The sequence below is a fragment of the Streptomyces sp. 1114.5 genome, assembly GCF_003635085.1.
Lineage (GTDB): Bacteria > Actinomycetota > Actinomycetes > Streptomycetales > Streptomycetaceae > Kitasatospora.
Map to the genome: position 1 here is coordinate 4,705,207 of NZ_RBXE01000001.1, position 19,220 is coordinate 4,724,426.

Genomic DNA, 19,220 nt, shown 5'->3' on the forward strand with positions numbered 1-19,220 from the left:
CTGCTCAGCCGAGCGAGAGGGCGTCCAGGTACACCCAGGCGCCCTCGTGCCGCACGAAGCGGCTGTGCTCGGTGAGCACGCCCTCCTCGCGGCCCTCCGTCCAGTACGCCCGGAACGCGACCGTGCCCTCCGCGTGGAACGCCCCGCCCTCGCTGGTGGAGACCACCTCCAGCCGTGTCCAGCGCAGCGCCGGGTCGAAGCCGACCTCGGCGGGCCGGGTGTCCGGGTGCCAGGTGCGCAGCAGGTACGCCTCGTCCTGGGCGGCGAAGGCGCTGAACCGGGAGCGCATCAGGGCCTCGGCGGTGCCGGCCGCCGCCTGGCCGCGGTGCAGCCGGCCGCAGCAGTCGCCGTAGGCGGCGGGCAGGCCGCACGGGCAGGGGGAGGAGGGCAGCAGCCGGGGAGCGGCGGCGCGGGGCGCGGAAGGACGTCGGGACATGGGTCCATTCTCCCCCACCCCCCGGGCGGGCTCCCACCCGCCCGGGGCCCGGCGGCGGCCCGCGCCGCCCGCCGGACCCGGCCGCGTCACGCGGGGCGGCGGAAGGAGTAGTTGAACTCGGCGTCGCCGAAGTGCCGCATCATCCGGAGCCAGAACGGCATCAGCATCTCCATCGCCCGGGCGGCCGAGACGTCCCCGAGGTCGATGATCCACTCGGCCGGCCAGCCGAACTCGCCGAGCAGTGCGACGGTCTCGGCCTTGGCGGCCGCGTCGTTCCCGGCGACGAAGAGGTTGTGCTCGCCGGTCAGCCGGCCCGGCTCCACCATCAGCTCGCAGTTGACGGTGTTGAGCGCCTTGACCACCCGGGCCGCGGGGAACTCGCGCTGGATCCGCTCGCCGACACTGTCGGTGTTCACCGGGTCGAGGGTCACCTGGCCGTCCGGGGCGAACACCAGCGGGTTGGAGACGTCGATCAGCAGCTTCCCCGCGAGGTTTTCCGCTCCGGCGGCCCGCAGCGCCTCCAGCGCGACCGTCCCGCCGGTGGCGTTGAGCACCACCTCGCCGAAGGCGGCCGCGTCGGCGAAGGTCCCGGCGTGGGCGTCGGGGCCGGCCTGTCCGGCCCAGGCCGACCCCTTCTCGTTGTCCTTGCTCCGGGAGCCCAGCGTCACCTGGTGGCCGAGCGCGACCAGCTTGCTCCCCAGCTTCTGCCCGACCATGCCCGTGCCGATGATTCCGATCCGCACCGTTTCCCCGTTTCGTCAGGTGGAGGCCCGCCCCTGCCGGACGTGCCGGCGACGACCCTAGTTGACGGAGCGTCGGACGCGGGGGAACCGGTGGCGCACGTCCCCACGTCCCGATCCCGTCGGCGGACAGGGTGACCGGGGCGACCTCAGGCGCGGGGGTCGCCGAACCAGGTGCGCAGCGCCCGCCTCAGCCCGTCCGGGTCCGGTTCGCCGACGGCCGAGGCCCAGACCACGTAGCCGTCCGGGCGCAGCAGCAGGGCGCCGGCCGGGGGCTCGGCGCAGTCGGCGGCCACGGCGTCCACCCGGTCCGTCCAGCCCGCCGCGTGGTCCGGGTCCTGCCCGCCGGTGAGGTCGAGCAGCAACGGGCGTCCGCCACGGGTGAGTTCGGCGAGTCGGACGGGCCCGTTGGCGGTGCTGAGCGCGAGGTCCGGTGCGAAGCGCCCGGCGAGCGGGTGCGGGCAGTCGGTGTCGTAGCGGATGTCGCTGCCGGCCATCAGTGCGGCGATCCGTCCGAGGTTGTCCTCGTGGGACAGCAGTTCGCCGAACAGGGCGCGCAGGGCCGTGGTGCCGGGGCCGGGGGCCATCAGGGCCAGTTGGGCCTGCGAGTGCATGAAGACCCGCTCGCCGATCGGGTGCCGTTCGCGGTGGTAGCTGTCCAGGAGGCCAGGTGGGGCCCACCCCCGCAGTTCGGCGGCGAGCTTCCAGCCGAGGTTGGCGGCGTCCTGCAGGCCGAGGTTGAGGCCCGGGCCGCCGGTCGCGGCGTGCACGTGCGCGGCGTCGCCGACCAACAGGACGCGGCCCTGCCGGTAGCGCTCGGCGAGCCGGGTGTTGTGGCCGGCCTGGCGGCGAGGAGTGAAGGGGCCGGCCGTCGGGGCGGGGACGAGTTCCAGGTCGGCGCCGGTCACCCGGCGGATGCTGGCGCGCAGTTCGTCCAGGGTGAGCGGTGTCTCCTCGTCGGCCGGCGGGCCGCCCCACTCCATGGTGGCGACCATGACGGCCTCCGGGTTGAAGGGCGCGAGGACGAACACGCCGTGCTCGGTGCGGGTGTGGGTGAAGGGGCGGAACGGGATCGGGCAGCCGGGCAGCAGGACGTCGCCGTCCTCGGTGAGCCGGGCGCCCTCGGGCGGCCGCACGTGGGCGATCCGCGAGACCGGGTCGGGCGAGGTGACGCCGGGGAAGCCGATGCCGGCGAGCTTGCGGACGGTGCTGCGGCCGCCGTCCGCGCCGACCAGGTAGCGGGCGTGCAACTGCCCCTCGCCGTCGGGGTCCTGGTAGTCGACCGTCACCCCGGACGGGTCCTGGGTGAACCCGGTGACCTCACAGCCGCGGCGCACGGTGACGCCCAGTTCGCGGGCGCGCTGCTCCAGGACCTCCTCGATCCGGTGCTGGGGCACCGGTACGGCGTACAGCGGGTTGGGGTCGAGCCGGTGCAGTTCCAGCGGGAAGGCGCCGAACACGAAGCGCGGCACGGGCTGCGGCGCGCCCGGGGCGCCGCTGATCGGCTGGTGGAGGCCACGGTGGTCGAGCAGCCGGATCACTTGCCCGACCAGCCCGTTGGCCTTCTGCGCGCCCGAGCGCGCGGGCAGCCGGTCCAGCACCTCCGGCCGGACCCCGGCCAGCGCCAGTTCGCAGGCCAGGAACAGCCCGACCGGGCCGGCGCCGACGATGACGACATCGTTGACCATGTCGAATCCCCCTTGGACGAAGCGAGTTCAGTGCGCCGACGGATCGGGCAGCCCGGCCGTGAGTTGGCGGAGTGCCTCGGTGAACACCGGCAGGAACGGAACCACCGGGTCGGCGGTCAGGTAGTGCTCGTTGGCGACCTGCAGCGCGGAGAGCGCGGCCGAGGCGACCAGTTTCGGGTAGAGGTCCCGGTCGGCGTCGGTCCCGGTCCGGGCGGCGACCGCCGCCGCCAGCTCGGCCCGGGTCGCGGCGCTGCCGCGGACCAGCTCGGCCTGGAGCGCGGGTTCGCGCAGCAGCAGCCGTACGGCGGCGACCCACTGCGGGTCGGGATCCTCGGTCGCGCCGTCGAAGGGTGCGGCGAGGGCGCGGGTCAGCGCCTCCCACAGCGGCTCCTCCGCCGGGCGGGCCCGCAGTGCCTCGGCGGCCTGCAGGACCCGGTCGCGGTGCCGGAAGACGATCGCCTCGGCCTTGCTGGAGAAGTAGTTGTTGTAGGTGCGCGGGGAAACTCCGGCCGCGGCCGCGATGTCCTCCACCCGGACGTTCTCCAGCCCCCGTTCCACGGCCAGGCGCAGCGCCGCCCAGCTCAGTGCCTCCCGCGTCGCGGCCTTCTTCCGTTCCCGCAGACCGGGCCGATCCGTCGTCATGGCCACTACTCTCACCAAAAAATGCGTGACGCGCAAGAGTGCGCGGCACGCAAGTTTTTTCGGCCGTACGGGCCGGTGGCGAGCCGCCTGCCACCTGCGGTTCGTCGCTGATAGTAGTTGCCTGGTCGCGCGGCGCATCCGCGCAGGGGCCCGTCCCCGCAGGTTTTTTGCGGCCGGAGGGCCCGACGGCCCGACGGCAGACGAGGAGCGGTCATGGGTGGCAGACAGCGTCCGCCGAGAGCGCGGAACCCGCGCCGGGGCCGGCCGGCCGGGAGCGGCGGCCGGGCCGGTTCCCGGGCGGAGTTCGCCCGGATCGAGGGCTACCTGGCCTGGGAGGCGGAGGTCGCGGCGGCCGAGCGGGACGCCCGGGCCTTCGCCGGGCAGTTCCCCTGGCTGCCCGACGCCGAGCGGGAGAGCCTGGAACTGGCCTACACCGCCGACCGGCTGCGGTACGCCGAGGAGGTCGTGGACCGCGCCGTCGAGCGCTGTCGCCGACTGGCCGCCCGCTACCGCAGCGAGTGCCGCCGGTTCTGTACCCGCTGGGCCGCGCTCTGCCTCTCCGTCACCCTGGCGGCCGCGCTGTTCGCGGTCGTCCCGGCCGCCCTGCGCAGCTGAGGCCGCACCCGGAACACGGCTGAGGGCCCGCCGCGCCGGCAACGGCGCGGCGGGCCCTCGTCGTGCCCGGAGGCGGGATCAGTGGTGGCCGTGGCCGCTGGTGACCTCGGTGTGCTCCTCCGCGGTGGGCTTGGCGATCTGGCTGTCCTGCCCGTAGAAGCCGCGGGACAGCTTGACCCGCGCGCGGGTCAGCAGCCCGGCCTTGCGGACCACGCCGTTCTCGTCCACCTCGGGCGGCAGCACCGTCGGCTGCGGCTGGTCGTGTGCCGTGAGGGTGTGCAGCCGGGCCTGCGGCAGCGGCTCGTGGATCTCGATGAACTCGCCGTGCTGGAGCCGCTTGATGACACCGGTCTCCCGGCCGTGCAGCACCTTCTCCTTGTCCCGCCGCTGGAGGCCCAGGCACCACCGCTTGGTGATCACGAAGACGATCACCGGCAGGGCGAAGAAGCCGGCCCGCACCGCGTAGGTGATCGCGTTGATCGAGAGGTGGAAGTGGGTGGCCAGCAGGTCGTTGCCGCCGCCGGCCAGCAGGATCAGGTAGAGGCTGACCCAGGCCGCGCCGAAGGCCGTACGGACCGGGGCGTTGCGCGGCCGGTCGGCGATGTGGTGCTCCCCGCGGTCCCCGGTGACCCAGGCCTCCAGGAACGGCCAGCACCAGATGAGCAGCAGCACGAGCGGGAAGACCATCAGCGGGATGAACACCCCGAGGTTCAGGGTGTGGCCGCCCCAGACGCTGATCTCCCAGCCGGGCATCACGCGGATCAGGCCTTCGGAGAAGCCCATGTACCAGTCCGGCTGGGCGTCCGTGGAGACCTGGTCGGGCCGGTACGGGCCGTACGCCCAGATCGGGTTGACCGTGGCGATCGCCGACATCGCCGCGACCACGCCGAAGACCAGGAAGAAGAAGCCGCCCGCCTTGGCCATGTAGACCGGCATAAGCGGCATGCCGACCACGTTCTGGTTGGTCCGGCCGGGCCCGGCGAACTGGGTGTGCTTGTGGTAGAAGACCAGGATCAGGTGGGCCACCAGGAGCCCGAGCATGACCCCCGGGATCAGCAGGATGTGGACGGTGAACAGTCGCGGGATGATGTCCTGCCCGGGGAATTCGCCGCCGAACATGAAGAACTGCAGGTACGTGCCGACGATCGGGATGGCGAGGATCGCGCCCTCCATGAAGCGGATGCCGGTGCCGGAGAGCAGGTCGTCCGGCAGCGAGTAGCCCATGAAGCCGTCGAACATGCCGAGGAACAGCAGCAGCGCCCCGAAGATCCAGTTGATCTCGCGGGGCTTGCGGAACGCGCCGGTGAAGAAGACGCGCAGCATGTGCGTGAACATCGAGGCGATGAAGACGATCGCGGCCCAGTGGTGGATCTGGCGCATCAGCAGGCCGCCGCGCACCTCGAAGCTGATCCTCATCGTGGACGCGTAGGCCTCGGACATCGGGATGCCCTTGAGCGGGACGTAGCTGCCGTCGTAGACGACCTCGCCCATGCTCGGGTTGAAGAAGAGGGTCAGCCAGACGCCCGTCAGGATGATGATGACGAAGGTGTAGAGCGCGACCTCGCCCAGCATGAAGGACCAGTGGTCCGGGAAGATCTTGCGCAGATTGGACTTGGCCAAGGCGTAGATGCCGAGCCGGCCGTCGGTCCAGTCGGCCAGCGCCTCGGCCTTGTTCGCGGGCTGGGCGCGCGTGCTGGTCACCGGTCCCGGCTGCGACTGCTGGTCGGTTCTCACGACGGGCTCCCCGGCGTCCTCGGCGCGGCGTGCTGGAGACCCGCCGGCGGGAACCCCGGCCGGCGAAGTGTTGTGATCATGGGACCTCTCGATACGGGTCCGCCGGCCGGACCGGCGCGCGGACCGGGCGGTCTGCTGGACCCGTTGCTCAGGGTGATGGAGCGCTTACTCTGTCATGCTGTCGGCAGGGGGCCGACTGTGCACGTCCATCGGTCCGTCCGGCCGCTCGTGTCGGGCCGGACGGGGGTTCCTGACGCCCGATCGGCTGGCCGCCGGTCGGCCCAACGGTGGGCGATGCTGCGCTCGGGTGCCGCTGAACCGTTTCGGCGCGCGCCGCGTCCGGGAGTCGCACGACCCACGGCCTACGCTGCGCCAATGGTGGATCACCGTGAACTGTTCGAGCACGTCACCGAGGCCCTGGCCCGCGCCGGGTTCGACACCGCACCGGGCCTCTCGCCGCTGCGGATCGGCCATCACCCCGAGGGCGTGGTGGTCGGCTGGACGCCGGGCGCGGAGCCGGACGGGCCGCCCACCCGGGAGGCGCGGGCGGCGCTGAGTGGCGCGGCCGCCCTCGTGCTGCGCGAGTGCGGGTACCTGGTCGGCGAGACGGAGGCCGGCGATCTGCTGGTGCGCTCCGCCGAACCGGTGACGGTCCCGGCCGAACCGGAGCCGGTGCCGGAGCAGTGGTGGGGTTGACGCGTCGCCCGCGCGGTCGGCAGTGCCCGGGTGGGCCGCGCTGACGCGCGGTTTCGGGGGGCACCCGGGGGTTCCCATACCGAACCCTTACCTTGCGTAGGGGTGCAGTTGACCAGCGCGGCTCTAAGGTTTGCCTAAGCTAATCCGAAGCGCCCTGGACCACGACGTCCGGGGCGTTCGGCTTGCCGCTCCACCGCCACCGCGGCGGAGCGAGGACCGGTGACGACCCGGGACGCCCCGGGGGAGGAGCCCGCTGCATGTGGGATGAGGCGTTTCCCAGCTTCCTGATCGGGCTGCGCGAGGGCCTGGAAGCCGGACTGATCGTGTCGATCCTGATCGCCACACTGGTCCGGGCGGACCAGAAGGCCCGGCTGCCCCAGGTGTGGACGGGCGTCGCGGCGGCCCTCGCACTCAGCCTGAGCTTCGGCGCGGTGCTCACCTTCACCGCGGCCAACCTCTCCGGCCACGCCCAGGAGGCGTTCGGCGGCGTGCTCAGCCTGATCGCCGTCTGCTTCGTCACCGCGATGGTGTTCTGGATGCGGCGCTCGGCGCGCACCCTCTCCGCCGAACTGAAGGAGAAGGTCCAGGCCTCGCTGGCGATCGGCGCCGGCGCGCTGGTCCTCACCAGCTTCCTGGCGGTCGCCCGCGAGGGCCTGGAGACTTCCCTCTTCCTGTGGACGAACGTGCGCACCGCCGGGGAGACCACCGGGCCGCTGATCGGCGCGGCCGTCGGCCTGGTGCTCGCCACCGCGCTCTGCTGGGGCCTGTACCGGCGCGCGCTGAAGATGAACCTCACCCGGTTCTTCACCGTCACCGGCGCCGGTCTGATCGTCGTCGCGGCGGGCGTGCTCGGCTACGGGCTGCGCGACCTGCAGGAGTCCGGCCTGGTCGGCGGCGGGGGCACGTACGCCTTCGACCTGAGCGGGCAGCTGGACGCCTCGTCCTGGTACGCCACGCTCGTCCAGGGGACGCTCAACCTGACCGTCACCATGACGGTCCTGCAGGTGGTGGGGTACGTCGCGTACCTGGGCGTGGTGATGACGATGTTCGTCGAGGGTGTGCGGGGTGGTGCGGTGCCCGCTTCGGCGCCGGCGCCGGCGTCGGGTTCGGGTTCGGGTTCGGGTCCGGCTGAGGTGAAGGGCGGGGACGGGGCGGGGCGTTCGGGCCGTCCGCGCTGGGTGCTGCCGACCGCGCTGGTCGCCGTGCCGGTGGTGCTGGCCGGGGCCGTGATCGCGGTCGGCGACGGCAAGCAGGACAGCGCCGCCACCGTGTCCGTCTCCGAGCAGGACTGCGGAAAGGGCTTCGCCGCCCCGCAGCCCGGCCAGCAGGTGTTCCAGATGCACAACACCGGTGACAAGGTGTCCGAGGTGTACCTGGTGAACCCGGGCACCGGCGCGGTCTACGGCGAGATCGAAGGCCTGGCACCCGGCACCACCCGGGCCCTGACCGCCACCATCGGCTCCGGGGACTACGCCTGGCGCTGCGTGCCCACCGGCGGGAACGCCGTCACCTCAGCTGCCGTGCACATCACCGGCGGCAGCGAGGTCAAGGCCGTCAAGCCCGTCTCCGAAGACGACCTCAAGGGCCCGCTCGACGCCTACAAGGACTACGTCACCCAGGGCCTGACGACCCTCATGACGCAGACCCAGAAGCTGCAGACCGACGTGCACTCCGGCGACCTCGCCGCCGCCAAGGCCGACTGGCTCGCCGCGCACCTGCAGTACGCCTCGCTGGGCGCCGCCTACGGCACCTTCGCCGACCTCGACGGCAAGATCGACGGGCGCGCGGACGGCCTCGCCGACAAGTACCAGGACAAGGGCTTCACCGGCTTCCTGCGGCTGGAGTACGGTCTCTGGCACGGCCAGTCCGCCGCCGACCTGACGCCCGTCGCCGACGAGCTGGCGCAGAACGTCGCCAAGCTGGTGCACGACTTCCCCACCCAGGACTTCGCGCCGGGCGACCTGCCGCTGCGCGCCCACGAGATCCTGGAGAACACCCTCCAGTTCGAGCTCACCGGCGACACCGACATGGGCAGCGGCACCAACCTGGCCACCGCCCAGGCCAACCTGGCCGGCACCCAGGAGCTGCTGACGCTGCTGCAGCCGCTGCTCGACGAACGCGACCCGCAGGTCCTGGTCCGGGTGAACGCCGGGATGAAGCGGCTCGGGGACCTCGTCGCCGCCGCCCGTACGCCCGAGGGCTGGACCCCGGTCGACCGGCTCCCCGCCGACGGCCGCCGCCGGATCAACGGCGCCACCGGACAGCTGCTCGAAGACCTCGCCCCCATCCCCGCCCTGCTCGAAGTCCGGAAGGCCGCCTGATGACCGACCACACCGCAGCCGCCGGCTCCTGCCCCTTCCCGCACTCCGCCGCCGACCCGGCCGAAGCTTCCGCTGCGCAGGGCGGGTGCCCGGCCGGGCCGGCCCGGCGCGGGTTCGTCCGGGCCGCGCTCGGGGCGGGCGCCGGAGCGGCCGTGCTCGCCGGCGGCGCCTTCACCCTCGGCGCCGGTCCGGCCGCCGCCGGGGACGGCCACCAGGCCAAGAGCGGCGCGGTGTCGTTCCACGGCGACCACCAAGCCGGCATCACCACCCCCGCCCCCGGCCACGCGGCCTTCGTCTCCTGCCAGGTGATCGCCCAGGACCGCAAGGGCCTCGAAGAACTCCTCAGGATCCTGACCGAGCGGATCCGCTTCCTCACCGCCGGCGGCACCCCGCCGGACCTCGGCGTCGGCGCGCCGCCCTCGGACAGCGGCATCCTCGGGCCGACCGTCCCCACCGACAACCTGACCGTCACCGTCGGCGTCGGCGCCTCGCTCTTCGACGACCGCTACGGACTGGCCAAGGCCAAACCGGCCAAGCTGGCGCCGATGAAGACCTTCCCCAACGACAACCTGCAGGCCGCCGAACTGCACGGCGACCTCTCGCTGCAGATCTGCGCCGACCGCCAGGACACCGTGCTGCACGCGCTGCGCGACATCACCCGGCACACCCGGGGCGCGATGCAGATCCTCTGGCGGATCGACGGCTTCCAGAACCAGTCCCGCCCGGACGGAGCCCAGCGCAACCTGCTCGGCTTCAAGGACGGCATCGTCAACCCGGACACCACCTCCTCGCGCGAGATGGACCGGCTGGTCTGGGTCACCGACGGGCAGGGCGAGCCCGCCTGGGCGACCGGCGGCAGCTACCAGGTGATCCGGATCATCCGGATGCTGATCGAGTTCTGGGACCGCGTCAAACTCAGCGAGCAGGAGAAGATGTTCGGCCGCCGCCGCGACACCGGCGCGCCGCTGGACGGCCGTCAGGAGACCGACGCGCCGGACTACGCCAAGGACCCGGACGGCACGGCGATCCCGCTCGACGCGCACATCCGGCTCGCCAACCCGCGCACTGCCGACACCGACGCCTCCCGCATCCTGCGCCGGGGCTTCAACTACGACCGGGGCGTCGACGCGGCGGGCAACCTGGACATGGGGCTGGTGTTCTGCTGCTACCAGCAGGACGTGGTGCGGCAGTTCGAGGCCAGCCAGACCCGGCTCATCGGCGAGCCGCTGGTGGACTACATCTCGCCGACCGGCGGCGGGTACTTCTTCGTCCTGCCGGGCGTGAAGGACAACGCCGACTGGCTCGGGCGGGGGCTGCTGGCGGCCGTCTGACGTGCTGACGTGCTGAGGTGATGTGCTGAGGTGATGTGCGGGCGGGCCCGGCGCGTTGCTGCGTACCGGGCCCGCCGTGTCTGCTCATGGCCTGCTCGGGTGTCTGCTCGGGCGTCTGTTCGTGCGCGCGTCCGCGAGGGTCAGGGGCCGAGGGTGAAGCCGATGGCCGCTCCGCCGCCCTCCCGGTTGGCGGCGAAGGCGGTGCCGCCGTGCGAGCGGGCGACCTCGTGCACGATCGCCAGGCCCAGCCCCGAACCGGGCAGGCTGCGGGCGGCGGTGGCCCGGTAGAAGCGGTCGAAGACCCGGTCGAGATCGGCCTCCTCGATGCCCGGGCCGCGGTCGCGCACCTCCACCCGGGGGCCGCGCACCACTATCTCGATCGGGCCCGTCCCGGCCGGGTCGAACTTGGCGGCGTTGTCCAGCAGGTTGCCCACCGCGCGGGCCAGCGCGTCCGGGTGGGCGGTGACGACGGTGTCGTCCGCGTCCACGGTGATCTCCCGGTCACTGCGCCGCCGGGCCTGTGCGGCGGCCCGCTGGACCAGCTCGGCCAGCACCACCTCGACCGGTTCCCCGTCCGCCTTGCGGTCCGCCGCGAGCGCCACCAGCTCCTCCACCAGTTGGGTCAACTCCCGTGCTTCCTCTGCCAGATCGGCCATCAGCGCAGCGCGCTCCGAGGGCGGCAGCCGGTCCAGGGCGGGCAGCACCGAGAGGTTGGTGCGCAGGCTGGTCAGCGGGGTGCGCAGCTCGTGCCCGGCGTCCTGGACCAGACGGCGCTGGTTCTCCTTGGCGGTGGCGAGCCGGACCAGCATCCGGTCGAAGGCGCGGCCGAGCCGGCCCACCTCGTCCGTCCCGGCAGCGGGCACCGGGACATCCAACCGCCCGCTGGCGGCGACCAGTTCGGCCGCGTCGGTGAGTCGGACCAGCCGGCCGGTGATCCGTCCGGCGAGCAGCCAGCCGGCCGAACCCCCGATCAGCACGACGGCGGCCACCACGGCCACCATCTGCCGGCGCAGCTTCTCCAACAGCTCCTCGATGTCGCCGAGTTGCTGCACGATCTGGACGGCGCCGCGGCCGCCGCCGAGCGAGACCACGCCCACCCGGCAGGTGTTGCGGCCGAGCCGGCGCATGTCCGTCACCGTCCGGGCGGGGGTGTCGGCGCGGGCGAGCTCGCGGTCGGCCGCCGTGGTCGGGACGTCGAGGTGGGCGCTGCCCGGGAGGACGACCCCGTCGCTGTCCAGGGGCTGCGCGGTGACCCGGATCGGGTGCAGCAGCTGCTCGCCCAGTCCGCTCGGGCTGCTGAAGTCCCCCGGGTACAGCCTCTCGCGCTCGACCTGGCCGCTCACCGCCCGTACGGCCGAGGTGAAGTCGTCCGTCTCGTCGTCGCGGATCAGGTGGGCAGCCGCGCGGTAGCCGAGCAGGCCGATCACCACCGCGACCAGCGCCGCCATCGCGGCGAAGGCGAGCGAGAGGGTGGTGCGCAGCCCGGTGCGCGGCAGGCGCGGGCTCCGGGGCGCCGCCGGGCCGGTCACTGGCGGCGCAGCGTGTAGCCGACGCCGCGGACGGTGTGGATCAGCGGGGGCAGACCGGGGCGGTCGAGCTTGCGGCGCAGGTAGCCGATGAAGACGGCGAGGTTCTTCGAACCCGGGCCGAAGTCGTACCCCCAGATCCGCTCGTACAGGGTCGCCTGGTCGAGGACGGCTCCGGCGTGCCGGGCCAGCAGCTCCAGCAGGTCGAACTCGGTGCGGGAGAGTTCGAGCTCCTCCCCGGCGCGCCAGGCCCGCCGGGCGGGCGGCTCGATCCGCAGGTCGGCGACGGCAAGGACCTCGGCGGCGGGGGCGGGCGGGTTGCGGCGCAGCAGGGCGCGCAGCCGGGCGAACAGCTCCTCCACGTCGAAGGGCTTGACCAGGTAGTCGTCGGCCCCGGCGTCCAGACCGGCGATCCGGTCCGGGACCTCGACCCGGGCGGTGAGCATCAGCACCGGGGTGCGGTCGCCGGCCTCGCGCAGCCGGCGGCAGACCTCCAGCCCGTCCGGCTCGGGCATCATCACGTCGAGCACCAGGACGTCCGGGCGTTGCTCGGCGAGGACGGCCAGGGTCTGGGTACCGTTCGCGGCGATCCGCACCCGGTAGCCCTGCAGCATCAGCGCGCGGCCGAGCGAGTCGCGGATGGCCCGGTCGTCCTCGGCGATCAGCACGGTGTGGGTCATGACGAGGATTCTCCCTGGCGTGCTCACGGCGGTTACCGGCGGGGCCGCGGGTCGTCCCGGCGGTCTCGTACGGCTGTCCTGGCGGGCTCCTGCGGCTGCCCCGGCGGGCTCGTCCGGCCGCCGCTTTCGCGCGCTGCTCCGTGGGCGTACCGTGGCCACACCGGGCGTACGGCGCCGGCGGCCACCCGCTGCCGCGGCCGTCGGGCGGACCGCCCGGTCCGTGTCGGCACGTCCTGCCGGAGGCCGTGATGGCAGACCGGAAGGCCTTTCCAGACCAGATGGCGTTCCTCACCACCCCGCGCGCGGAGCGGGCGCGGCGGGACGCGCGGGAACGGCTGGCGGACCGGCGGGAGGTGTACCGGCCCGGGGAGCTGCTGCCGATGGTGGGCGGGCAGGCGGAGCGGTGCATGGACTGCGGGCTGCCGTTCTGCCACAGCGCCTGCCCGCTCGGGAACCTCGTGCCGGAGTGGAACCGGCTGGTGGCGGCCGGGGACTGGCGGGCCGCGGCGGACCGGCTGCTGGCGACCAACAACTTCCCGGAGTTCACCGGGCGGCTCTGCCCGGCGCCCTGCGAGAGCGCCTGTGTCCTGGCGATCGACGGGGCGGCGGTGGCCATCAAGAACGTGGAGCTGGCCATTGCGGACCGGGCCTGGGAGGAGGGGTGGGACGGTCCGCGGCCGGCCGAGCGGGGCGGCGGGGGACGGCCGGGCGGTGGCGGGCGTGGTGGTGATGGGTCCGGCGGTGGCGGGCGTGGTGGTGGCGGGCGGGTCGCGGTGATCGGATCCGGTCCGGCCGGGCTGGCCGCCGCCCAGCAGCTGACCCGGGCCGGGCACGCCACCACGGTGTACGAACGAGCCGACCGCCCCGGCGGGCTGCTGCGCTACGGCATCCCGCCGTTCCGGTTGGAGAAGCACCGGCTGGAGCGGCGGCTCGACCAGCTGCGGGCCGAGGGCACGACGTTCTGCACCGGGGTGTGGATCGGCCGGGACGTCGCGGGCGAGGAACTGCGGGCCGGGTACGACGCGTTGGTCGTCGCGGTCGGCGCCACCGCCTGCCGGGAGCTGCCGGTGGCCGGGCGCGAACTGCCCGGGGTGCACCCGGCGATGGAGTACCTGACCTGGGCGAACCGGGTGGACGAGGGCGACTGCCCGGTCTCACCGGTCTCCGCCGAGGGCCGCCACGTAGTGATCGTCGGTGGCGGGGACACCGCGGCCGACTGCCTGGGGACGGCGCTGCGCCAGCACGCCGCCTCGGTCACCCAGTTGGACATCAACCCGCGCCCGCCCGAGCGTCGGGCGCCCGGGCAGCCCTGGCCCGTCCACCCCAAGGTGTACCGGGAGACCACCTCGCACGAGGAGTCCGGTGCCGTCGGGGCCGGGCCCCGGCTGTTCGCGGCGGCCACCGTGGCCTTCGAACCGGGCCCGGATGGCCGGCTCGCCGCCGTCCGCTTCGCCGAGGCCGAACCCGCCGACCGCAGCCCGCGGGCGGGCACCGAGCAGCGCCTGCCGGCGCAACTCGTGCTGCTCGCCCTGGGCTTCACCGGGCCGGAGCCGGACCAGCGGCTCTTCGCCCAACTCGGCCTCGCCACCGGCCCGGAGGGCACGCTCGCCAGGGACGACGGCTTCGCCACCACGACGGAGGGTGTGTTCGTCGCGGGCGACGCCGGGCGCGGGCAGTCGCTGATCGTCTGGGCGATCGCCGAGGGACGGGCGGCGGCCGCCGCGGTCGACCGCTACCTGCGGGGGAGCACCGAACTCCCGGCGCCGATCCGGGCATCGTCGCGGGCGCTCACGGTGTGAGGGGTCGGTCGAGGGTCGCGGGGTGGGGGACGGGGGCTGAGAGCTTGCGGGCCGGGGGCTCGCGACCTCGCTGGAGCTCGCCCCGGCCTCGGTGGAACTGGACTTCCCGCGTCCGGGCGAGGTCGTGACGGCGGACCGGTTGCGGCTGGATCGGGGATGATCCCGCGGGGTGTGATCCTGCGTGGGTGGCCTCGACCGGGTCAGCGGCCGTCGGCGGTACGTGGTGCTGTGCGCGGTGCTTCGTGTGGAGACGGGTGCGGTGTTGTGTCCCGCGTTGCGTGTAGGGCGTCGCGCAGGTGGCCGTCCGCGGCGGTGAGGAGGCGGGCGGCGGTGGGCGCGTCCACATCGGCGAGCAGGACGAGGACCGCCTCCTTCGCCCGGCCGTCGGTCGCGGTGAGGGCGTGGCGGACGGCCTCCTCGTCAGCGCCGGTGGCCTCGGCGACGATCCGGCGGGCGCGCTCGCGCAGTTTGGCGTTGGTGGCCCGGACGTCGACCATCAGATTTCCGTACGTCCGGCCGAGGCGGACCATCACGGCCGTGGACAGCATGTTGAGCACCAGCTTCTGTGCGGTGCCCGCCTTGAGCCGCGTCGACCCGGCCAGCACCTCGGGGCCGACCTCCACCTCGATGCCCAGCTCGGCGGCGGCCACCAGCGCCGAACCGCGGTTGCACGCCAGGCCGACCGTCAGCGCACCGGTGGCCCGCGCGGCCCGGACGGCCGCCACCGCGTACGGCGTCCGGCCGGACGCGGAGACGCCGACCAGCGTGTCGGCGGCGGTGAGGCCGAGCGCGGCCACGTCGGCCTCGGCGAGGTCGGAGCGGTCCTCGGCGCCCTCGACGGCCTCCGTGACGGCCGTCCGGCCGCCCGCGATCAGGCCCACGACCAGCGCCGGATCGGTGCCGAAGGTCGGCGGGCACTCCGCGGCGTCCAGCACACCGAGCCGCCCGGCCGACCCCGCGCCGGCGTAGACCAGCCGACCGCCGCGTGCCATCCGGGCGGCCACCGCGTCCACCACGGCGGCGATCCGCTCCAGCTGCCCGGCGACGGCGGCGGGCACGGCGCGGTCCTCGGCGTTCATCAGGCGGAGCAGCTCGGGGGTGGGCAGTTGGTCGATCGCGGCCCAGTCGGGGCGGATCCGCTCCGTGGGCGGCACGGGGGCGGCGTCGGGGGCGCGGCCGGAGCCGGGGGTGTGGGGCGTGGTGGCGGGCTGGTTCATGTCGCGAGCGTCCCCGGGTGCGGGCGGCCTGAATCCGGGCAAGCGTGGGTGGAGGAGGTGGAGGTCATGGAACCCACCGTTTCCGAGCTGCTGGACAGGTTCGGCCGCACGTATGCGGAGGAAGCCGGAATCACACTGCGGGACAAGCCCTCGCCGCTCTACCGGCTGCTCGTCCTGACCGTCCTGTGTTCGGTGCGGATCAGTGCGGACATCGCCACGGCGGCGGCCCGGGAGCTGTCGGCGGCCGGCCTGCGGACGCCGCGCGCGATGGCGGACGCCCGGCGCGGCACGCTGATCGCCGCGTTCGGCCGGGCCCACTACGTGCGCTACGACGAGAGCACCGCCACCGCGCTCGGCCAGGGAGCCGAGCTGCTGCTCGACCGCTGGCACGGCGACCTGCGGCGGTTGCGGGACGAGGCCGGGGGCGATCCGGAGCGGATCGGAGCTCTGTTGCGGGAGTTCCCCCGGATCGGGCCGGTCGGGGCGGGGATCTTCCGCCGCGAGGCGCAGGCGGTCTGGCCCTCGCTGCGGCCGTTCTTCGACGAGCGGGTGCTGGAGGAGGCCCGGGTGCTCGGTCTCCCGGGGAGCCCGGAGGACCTGGCGGGGACGGTCGCGGCGAAGGACCTGGCGCGGCTGGCGGCGGCGCTGACCCGGGCGAGCCTGGCCCACGTCGGGGCGGGCTGAGCGTCGGGGCGGGGCCGGGGGCCGGGGGCTGGAGAGGACGGGGCCGGTGCCGGGGTGACGGGGTGACGGGGTGAGGCGGGAGCGTCAGGCCATCCAGAAGAAGACGGCCGTCATCCGGCGCTGCGCCAGCTCGTCGCCGTAGTAGGTGGTGGCGCTGTGGATCAGGTTGGCGTGGTAGAGCAGCAGCTGGTTGTAGCGGTTGGGGACCCGGATGTCCTCGACGAAGTGGTCGGCGGGCACGCGGCGGGTGCCGAGCGCCTCGACCAGGTTGTTGTGCGGGGCGTTGACCAGGTTGCCGCCGAGGCGGCCGCCGGGGAACTGCTGGCGGTAGAAGCTGGTGCCGGCGTCCTTGGGCGCGCCCGGGCTGAGGTAGAGCACGGCGGCGTAGCGGCAGAGCGCGCGGGAGTCGGTGTGCGGGCGGGACTCCGACTCTCCGGCGCCGACGACCTGGACGCAGTTGTGGTTGAGCGTGCCGCCGTCCGGGGTGCCCTGGACCCAGAGCCGGGAGGCGCCGGTGGCCTTGCGGACCAGGGCCTCGACGCGGGCCAGCTCCTCGGGCTCCAGGCCCGGCATGGTGCGCAGGCCGGGCCAGGCCTCGGGCCGGTAGGGGTAGCCCTCGGTCCAGTCGCCGCGTGCCAGGCAGCGCTCGCGGACGGCGTCCGGATCGGGCAGGACGTCGTTGATGACCCAGTAGTCCCGGCCCCGGGTGGGCTTGCGGTACGGCAGGACCGGCAGAGCGGTGGGCCTGATGGGCTGTGAGGGCATGCGCCGACCATAGGGGCGGTGATCGCCAACGTTCTGCCATGAGCAGGCCAACCTTTCGTCAAGGCGCCAAGGACGGGCCGGCCGTCAGGCCTCCCGCACGGCGAAGCCTCCCAGGGCACCCTCCAGGCGGTCGTAGGCGCTGATCGCCGAGGGCCGTACCGCGGCGGCGATCGCGGCGTGGTCCTCGTCGGCCAGGGTGCGGCGGAACACCTCGGCGACCAGCGCCCGGTCGACGGCGGCGAGCAGTGCGGCGGCGACCCGGCACTCGAAGCCGACGGGTCTCTCGTGCACGGCCTCGGCCAGGGCTGCGGCGAGGGCCGTCTCGCCCTGCTCGTGCAGCTCGCGCAGGCGGGCGGTCAGGGCGGGGCTGTCCGCGACCGTGCGGGCGAAGGCCGGGCCGGAGAAGCCGAGCCTGGGGTCGTGCCGGTCGATCCCGGCCAGGCAGTCGCGGCGCAGCGCGGCCAGGGCGGACTCGCCCGGGGCGCGTGCGGCGACGGCCCGGGCGAGCCGGCCGACGATCTCCTCGTGCAGGTCGAAGAAGAGGTCCTCCTTGCGCGGGAAGTGGTTGGTGACGGTCATCTTGGCGACGCCCGCGGCGGCCGCGACCTCGGCGATGGTCGTCCGGTCGAAGCCCTGCTCGATGAAGAGCCTGGTGGCGGCGTGCGAGATCGCCTCGCGGGTGCGGCGCTTGTTGAGCTCGCGCAGGTTCGGCGTTGTCCCGGTCTCGGTCATGGCGGGAGCCTAGCGCAGTCCACTGGGTCGAGCACAGGAATTATGCTTGACCTAATCACTGGGTTCGTCCTAAGTTCTTCTCGGGCGGCCGGGGAGGCCGCCGGAGGGGCCGCTGCACGGGCGGTTCACGGGATGTCACAGGGGAGGGCGCATGACCACGGAAGCCACCGCGAAGGGCCGGCGAGGGGAAGTCCCGGCCGGGAGTCCGGAGGCGATTCCGCCGGGCCTGTGGAAGATGGGCGCGGTGCTCGCGCTGGGCCCGGTGCTCGCGCTGCTCGACGCCACGATCGTCAACGTCGGCATCGACTCCGTCGCCCGGGATCTGCACAGCTCGCTCGGGGCGGTGCAGTGGGTGGCCACGGGGTACCTGCTGGCGATCTCGCTGACCATGCCGCTCTCGGGCTGGGCGGCCGGCCGCTTCGGGGCCCGGCGGGCGTGGCTCGCCTCGGTCGTCCTGTTCGTGCTCGGATCGGCGCTGTGCGGCCTGGCCTGGTCGACGGGCAGTCTGATCGCCTTCCGGGTGCTGCAGGGGATCGGCGGCGGCATGGTCCAGCCGCTCGGCCAGGCGATCATGGTACAGGCGGCCGGGCCGTCCAGGGTCGGGCGGGTGATGGGCACCCTCATGCTCCCGATCAGCCTGGCCCCCGTCCTGGGGCCGATCCTCGGCGGGCTGGTGCTGGAGCACCTCGACTGGCGCTGGATGTTCCTGCTGAACGTGCCGGTCGGGCTGCTGACCCTGCTGCTGGCGGCCCGCTGGCTGCCGGCCGACGAAGCCTCGGACGGGCCGGGGCCCCGGCTGGACGCGACCGGCCTGGCGCTGCTCTCGCCCGGCCTGACCGCGCTGCTCTACGGGCTCTCGACGGTCGCTGACGGTGGAACGGCCGGCTGGGTCGCCCTTGTGGCCGGTGCGGTGCTGGTGGCGCTCTACGGTGGGCACGCCTTGCGGGTGGCCCGCGGCGGTGCCCGGACACCGCTGATCGACCTGTGGCTGTTCGCCCGGCGCGGCTTCGCCGTGGCGACGGCGAACAGCTTCCTCCAGGGCGCCGTGCTCTACAGCTCGATGTTCCTGGTGCCGCTCTACTACCAGCAGCAGAGGCACGCCGGGGCGGTGGAGGCCGGGCTGCTGCTGGCGCCGCAGGCCCTCGGCACGGCGGTGACCGCGATGCTGGCGGCCCGAATAACCGACCGCTTCGCGCCGCGGCCGCTGATCATGATCGGCATCGCCTGCTCCCTGGTCGGCACGCTCGCCTTCACCCAGCTGGGCAGCGGTTCCGACCCGGCCGACTGGCTGATCGCCGGCTCGCTGGCGCTGCGCGGCGCGGGCATGGGGATCATCGCGATCCCCGGCCTGGCGGCGGTGTACGGGAGCGTCGAAAAGGCCCAGGTGCCGGCGGCGGCCGGTGCGGTGAACGTGCTGAACCGGGTCGGCGGGGCGCTCGGCACGGCGGTGCTGACGCTGGTCCTCCAGCAGGCGCAGTACGGCCGGCCGGAGCAGCCGGGCGCGGCGTTCGGCGAGACGTTCTGGTGGGTGCTGGCGCTGTCCGCGCTGGCGATCGCGCCCGCCTGGCTCTACCCGAACACCCGTAAGAACGCGGCCTGACCGGCCGTCGGCCC

Annotated in this window: 17 protein-coding genes; 7 read left to right on the forward strand and 10 right to left on the reverse strand. The window is 73.9% G+C overall.

Features of this window, described 5'->3' with window-relative positions; translation table 11 throughout:
• Positions 1 to 4 precede the first annotated feature (4 nt).
• The 4 genes from BX285_RS20935 to BX285_RS20950 form a co-directional block, all read right to left on the reverse strand.
• A complete protein-coding gene (locus BX285_RS20935) occupies positions 5 to 436 on the reverse strand; it encodes a YchJ family protein (protein ID WP_097239380.1) in 432 nt (143 codons plus the stop codon).
• Positions 437 to 522: 86 nt separating this feature from the next.
• Entirely contained in the window at positions 523 to 1,179 is a 657-nt protein-coding gene (locus BX285_RS20940) for an NADPH-dependent F420 reductase (RefSeq protein WP_121176349.1), read from the reverse strand.
• A gap of 146 nt (positions 1,180 to 1,325) precedes the next feature.
• Complete coding sequence (locus BX285_RS20945) at positions 1,326 to 2,864, reverse strand: FAD-dependent monooxygenase (protein ID WP_121176352.1); 1,539 nt, start codon at positions 2,862 to 2,864, stop codon at positions 1,326 to 1,328.
• Between the two features lie 27 nt (positions 2,865 to 2,891).
• Positions 2,892 to 3,506, reverse strand: coding sequence for a TetR family transcriptional regulator (locus BX285_RS20950; protein ID WP_121176354.1), 615 nt, complete (start codon positions 3,504 to 3,506; stop codon positions 2,892 to 2,894).
• A gap of 213 nt (positions 3,507 to 3,719) precedes the next feature.
• Here BX285_RS20950 and BX285_RS20955 point away from each other — a divergent pair, with 213 nt between their 5' ends.
• Positions 3,720 to 4,121, forward strand: coding sequence for a cytochrome C oxidase subunit I (locus BX285_RS20955; RefSeq protein ID WP_097239384.1), 402 nt, complete (start codon positions 3,720 to 3,722; stop codon positions 4,119 to 4,121).
• A 78-nt stretch (positions 4,122 to 4,199) separates the two neighbouring features.
• Here the strand turns inward: BX285_RS20955 and BX285_RS20960 are convergent, their stop codons facing one another.
• Positions 4,200 to 5,822, reverse strand: coding sequence for a cytochrome bc complex cytochrome b subunit (locus BX285_RS20960; RefSeq protein ID WP_097240474.1), 1,623 nt, complete (start codon positions 5,820 to 5,822; stop codon positions 4,200 to 4,202).
• Positions 5,823 to 6,230: 408 nt separating this feature from the next.
• Here BX285_RS20960 and BX285_RS20965 point away from each other — a divergent pair, with 408 nt between their 5' ends.
• The 3 genes from BX285_RS20965 to efeB all read left to right on the forward strand — a co-directional run bounded on the left by BX285_RS20965 (position 6,231) and on the right by efeB (position 10,203).
• Entirely contained in the window at positions 6,231 to 6,551 is a 321-nt protein-coding gene (locus tag BX285_RS20965) for a hypothetical protein (RefSeq protein ID WP_097239385.1), read from the forward strand.
• Between the two features lie 257 nt (positions 6,552 to 6,808).
• Positions 6,809 to 8,872 carry an iron uptake transporter permease EfeU gene (efeU, locus tag BX285_RS20970; protein WP_121176357.1) on the forward strand — a complete coding sequence of 688 codons (2,064 nt, stop codon included), beginning with the start codon at positions 6,809 to 6,811 and terminating at the stop codon, positions 8,870 to 8,872.
• Positions 8,872 to 10,203: an iron uptake transporter deferrochelatase/peroxidase subunit gene (efeB, locus tag BX285_RS20975; RefSeq protein ID WP_121176359.1), complete on the forward strand. Its 1,332-nt coding sequence runs from the start codon at positions 8,872 to 8,874 to the stop codon at positions 10,201 to 10,203. Before efeU ends, efeB begins: the two co-directional genes overlap by 1 nt.
• 140 nt (positions 10,204 to 10,343) lie before the next feature.
• On the opposite strand, the gene BX285_RS20980 is transcribed toward efeB, so the two are convergent.
• Both BX285_RS20980 and BX285_RS20985 read right to left on the reverse strand, forming a co-directional pair.
• A complete protein-coding gene (locus BX285_RS20980) occupies positions 10,344 to 11,732 on the reverse strand; it encodes an ATP-binding protein (protein WP_259470611.1) in 1,389 nt (462 codons plus the stop codon).
• A complete protein-coding gene (locus tag BX285_RS20985; protein WP_097239388.1) occupies positions 11,729 to 12,409 on the reverse strand; it encodes a response regulator transcription factor in 681 nt (226 codons plus the stop codon). Before BX285_RS20985 ends, BX285_RS20980 begins: the two co-directional genes overlap by 4 nt.
• 248 nt (positions 12,410 to 12,657) lie before the next feature.
• Here BX285_RS20985 and BX285_RS20990 point away from each other — a divergent pair, with 248 nt between their 5' ends.
• Positions 12,658 to 14,208 carry a glutamate synthase subunit beta gene (locus BX285_RS20990; protein ID WP_259470612.1) on the forward strand — a complete coding sequence of 517 codons (1,551 nt, stop codon included), beginning with the start codon at positions 12,658 to 12,660 and terminating at the stop codon, positions 14,206 to 14,208.
• Between the two features lie 200 nt (positions 14,209 to 14,408).
• On the opposite strand, the gene murQ is transcribed toward BX285_RS20990, so the two are convergent.
• Positions 14,409 to 15,425, reverse strand: a complete 1,017-nt coding sequence (murQ, locus tag BX285_RS20995) for an N-acetylmuramic acid 6-phosphate etherase (protein WP_121176365.1) — start codon at positions 15,423 to 15,425, stop codon at positions 14,409 to 14,411.
• 66 nt (positions 15,426 to 15,491) lie between these two features.
• On the opposite strand from murQ, the gene BX285_RS21000 reads away from it, so the two are divergent.
• Positions 15,492 to 16,109 (forward strand): endonuclease, encoded by a 618-nt coding sequence (locus BX285_RS21000; protein WP_121176368.1) that lies wholly within the window; start codon positions 15,492 to 15,494, stop codon positions 16,107 to 16,109.
• Between the two features lie 84 nt (positions 16,110 to 16,193).
• Here the strand turns inward: BX285_RS21000 and BX285_RS21005 are convergent, their stop codons facing one another.
• Positions 16,194 to 16,874, reverse strand: coding sequence for a DUF6445 family protein (locus BX285_RS21005; protein ID WP_097239392.1), 681 nt, complete (start codon positions 16,872 to 16,874; stop codon positions 16,194 to 16,196).
• An 84-nt stretch (positions 16,875 to 16,958) separates the two neighbouring features.
• Positions 16,959 to 17,606, reverse strand: a complete 648-nt coding sequence (locus BX285_RS21010) for a TetR/AcrR family transcriptional regulator (RefSeq protein WP_097239393.1) — start codon at positions 17,604 to 17,606, stop codon at positions 16,959 to 16,961.
• Positions 17,607 to 17,757: 151 nt separating this feature from the next.
• On the opposite strand from BX285_RS21010, the gene BX285_RS21015 reads away from it, so the two are divergent.
• A complete protein-coding gene (locus tag BX285_RS21015; protein WP_121176371.1) occupies positions 17,758 to 19,206 on the forward strand; it encodes an MDR family MFS transporter in 1,449 nt (482 codons plus the stop codon).
• Positions 19,207 to 19,220: the final 14 nt, after the last annotated feature.

Excerpts from the sequence above, each read along its gene's own strand:
- BX285_RS20945 (WP_121176352.1), bottom strand. The coding sequence starts at position 2,864 with ATGGTCAACGATGTCGTCATCGTCGGCGCCGGCCCGGTCGGGCTGTTC.
- BX285_RS20965 (WP_097239385.1), top strand. The coding sequence starts at position 6,231 with ATGGTGGATCACCGTGAACTGTTCGAGCACGTCACCGAGGCCCTGGCC.
- murQ (WP_121176365.1), bottom strand. The coding sequence starts at position 15,425 with ATGAACCAGCCCGCCACCACGCCCCACACCCCCGGCTCCGGCCGCGCC.
- BX285_RS20950 (WP_121176354.1), bottom strand. The coding sequence starts at position 3,506 with ATGACGACGGATCGGCCCGGTCTGCGGGAACGGAAGAAGGCCGCGACG.
- BX285_RS20990 (WP_259470612.1), top strand. The coding sequence starts at position 12,658 with ATGGCAGACCGGAAGGCCTTTCCAGACCAGATGGCGTTCCTCACCACC.
- efeU (WP_121176357.1), top strand. The coding sequence starts at position 6,809 with ATGTGGGATGAGGCGTTTCCCAGCTTCCTGATCGGGCTGCGCGAGGGC.
- BX285_RS20935 (WP_097239380.1), bottom strand. The coding sequence starts at position 436 with ATGTCCCGACGTCCTTCCGCGCCCCGCGCCGCCGCTCCCCGGCTGCTG.
- BX285_RS20955 (WP_097239384.1), top strand. The coding sequence starts at position 3,720 with ATGGGTGGCAGACAGCGTCCGCCGAGAGCGCGGAACCCGCGCCGGGGC.
- BX285_RS21010 (WP_097239393.1), bottom strand. The coding sequence starts at position 17,606 with ATGACCGAGACCGGGACAACGCCGAACCTGCGCGAGCTCAACAAGCGC.
- BX285_RS21005 (WP_097239392.1), bottom strand. The coding sequence starts at position 16,874 with ATGCCCTCACAGCCCATCAGGCCCACCGCTCTGCCGGTCCTGCCGTAC.
- BX285_RS21015 (WP_121176371.1), top strand. The coding sequence starts at position 17,758 with ATGACCACGGAAGCCACCGCGAAGGGCCGGCGAGGGGAAGTCCCGGCC.
- BX285_RS20985 (WP_097239388.1), bottom strand. The coding sequence starts at position 12,409 with ATGACCCACACCGTGCTGATCGCCGAGGACGACCGGGCCATCCGCGAC.
- BX285_RS21000 (WP_121176368.1), top strand. The coding sequence starts at position 15,492 with ATGGAACCCACCGTTTCCGAGCTGCTGGACAGGTTCGGCCGCACGTAT.
- efeB (WP_121176359.1), top strand. The coding sequence starts at position 8,872 with ATGACCGACCACACCGCAGCCGCCGGCTCCTGCCCCTTCCCGCACTCC.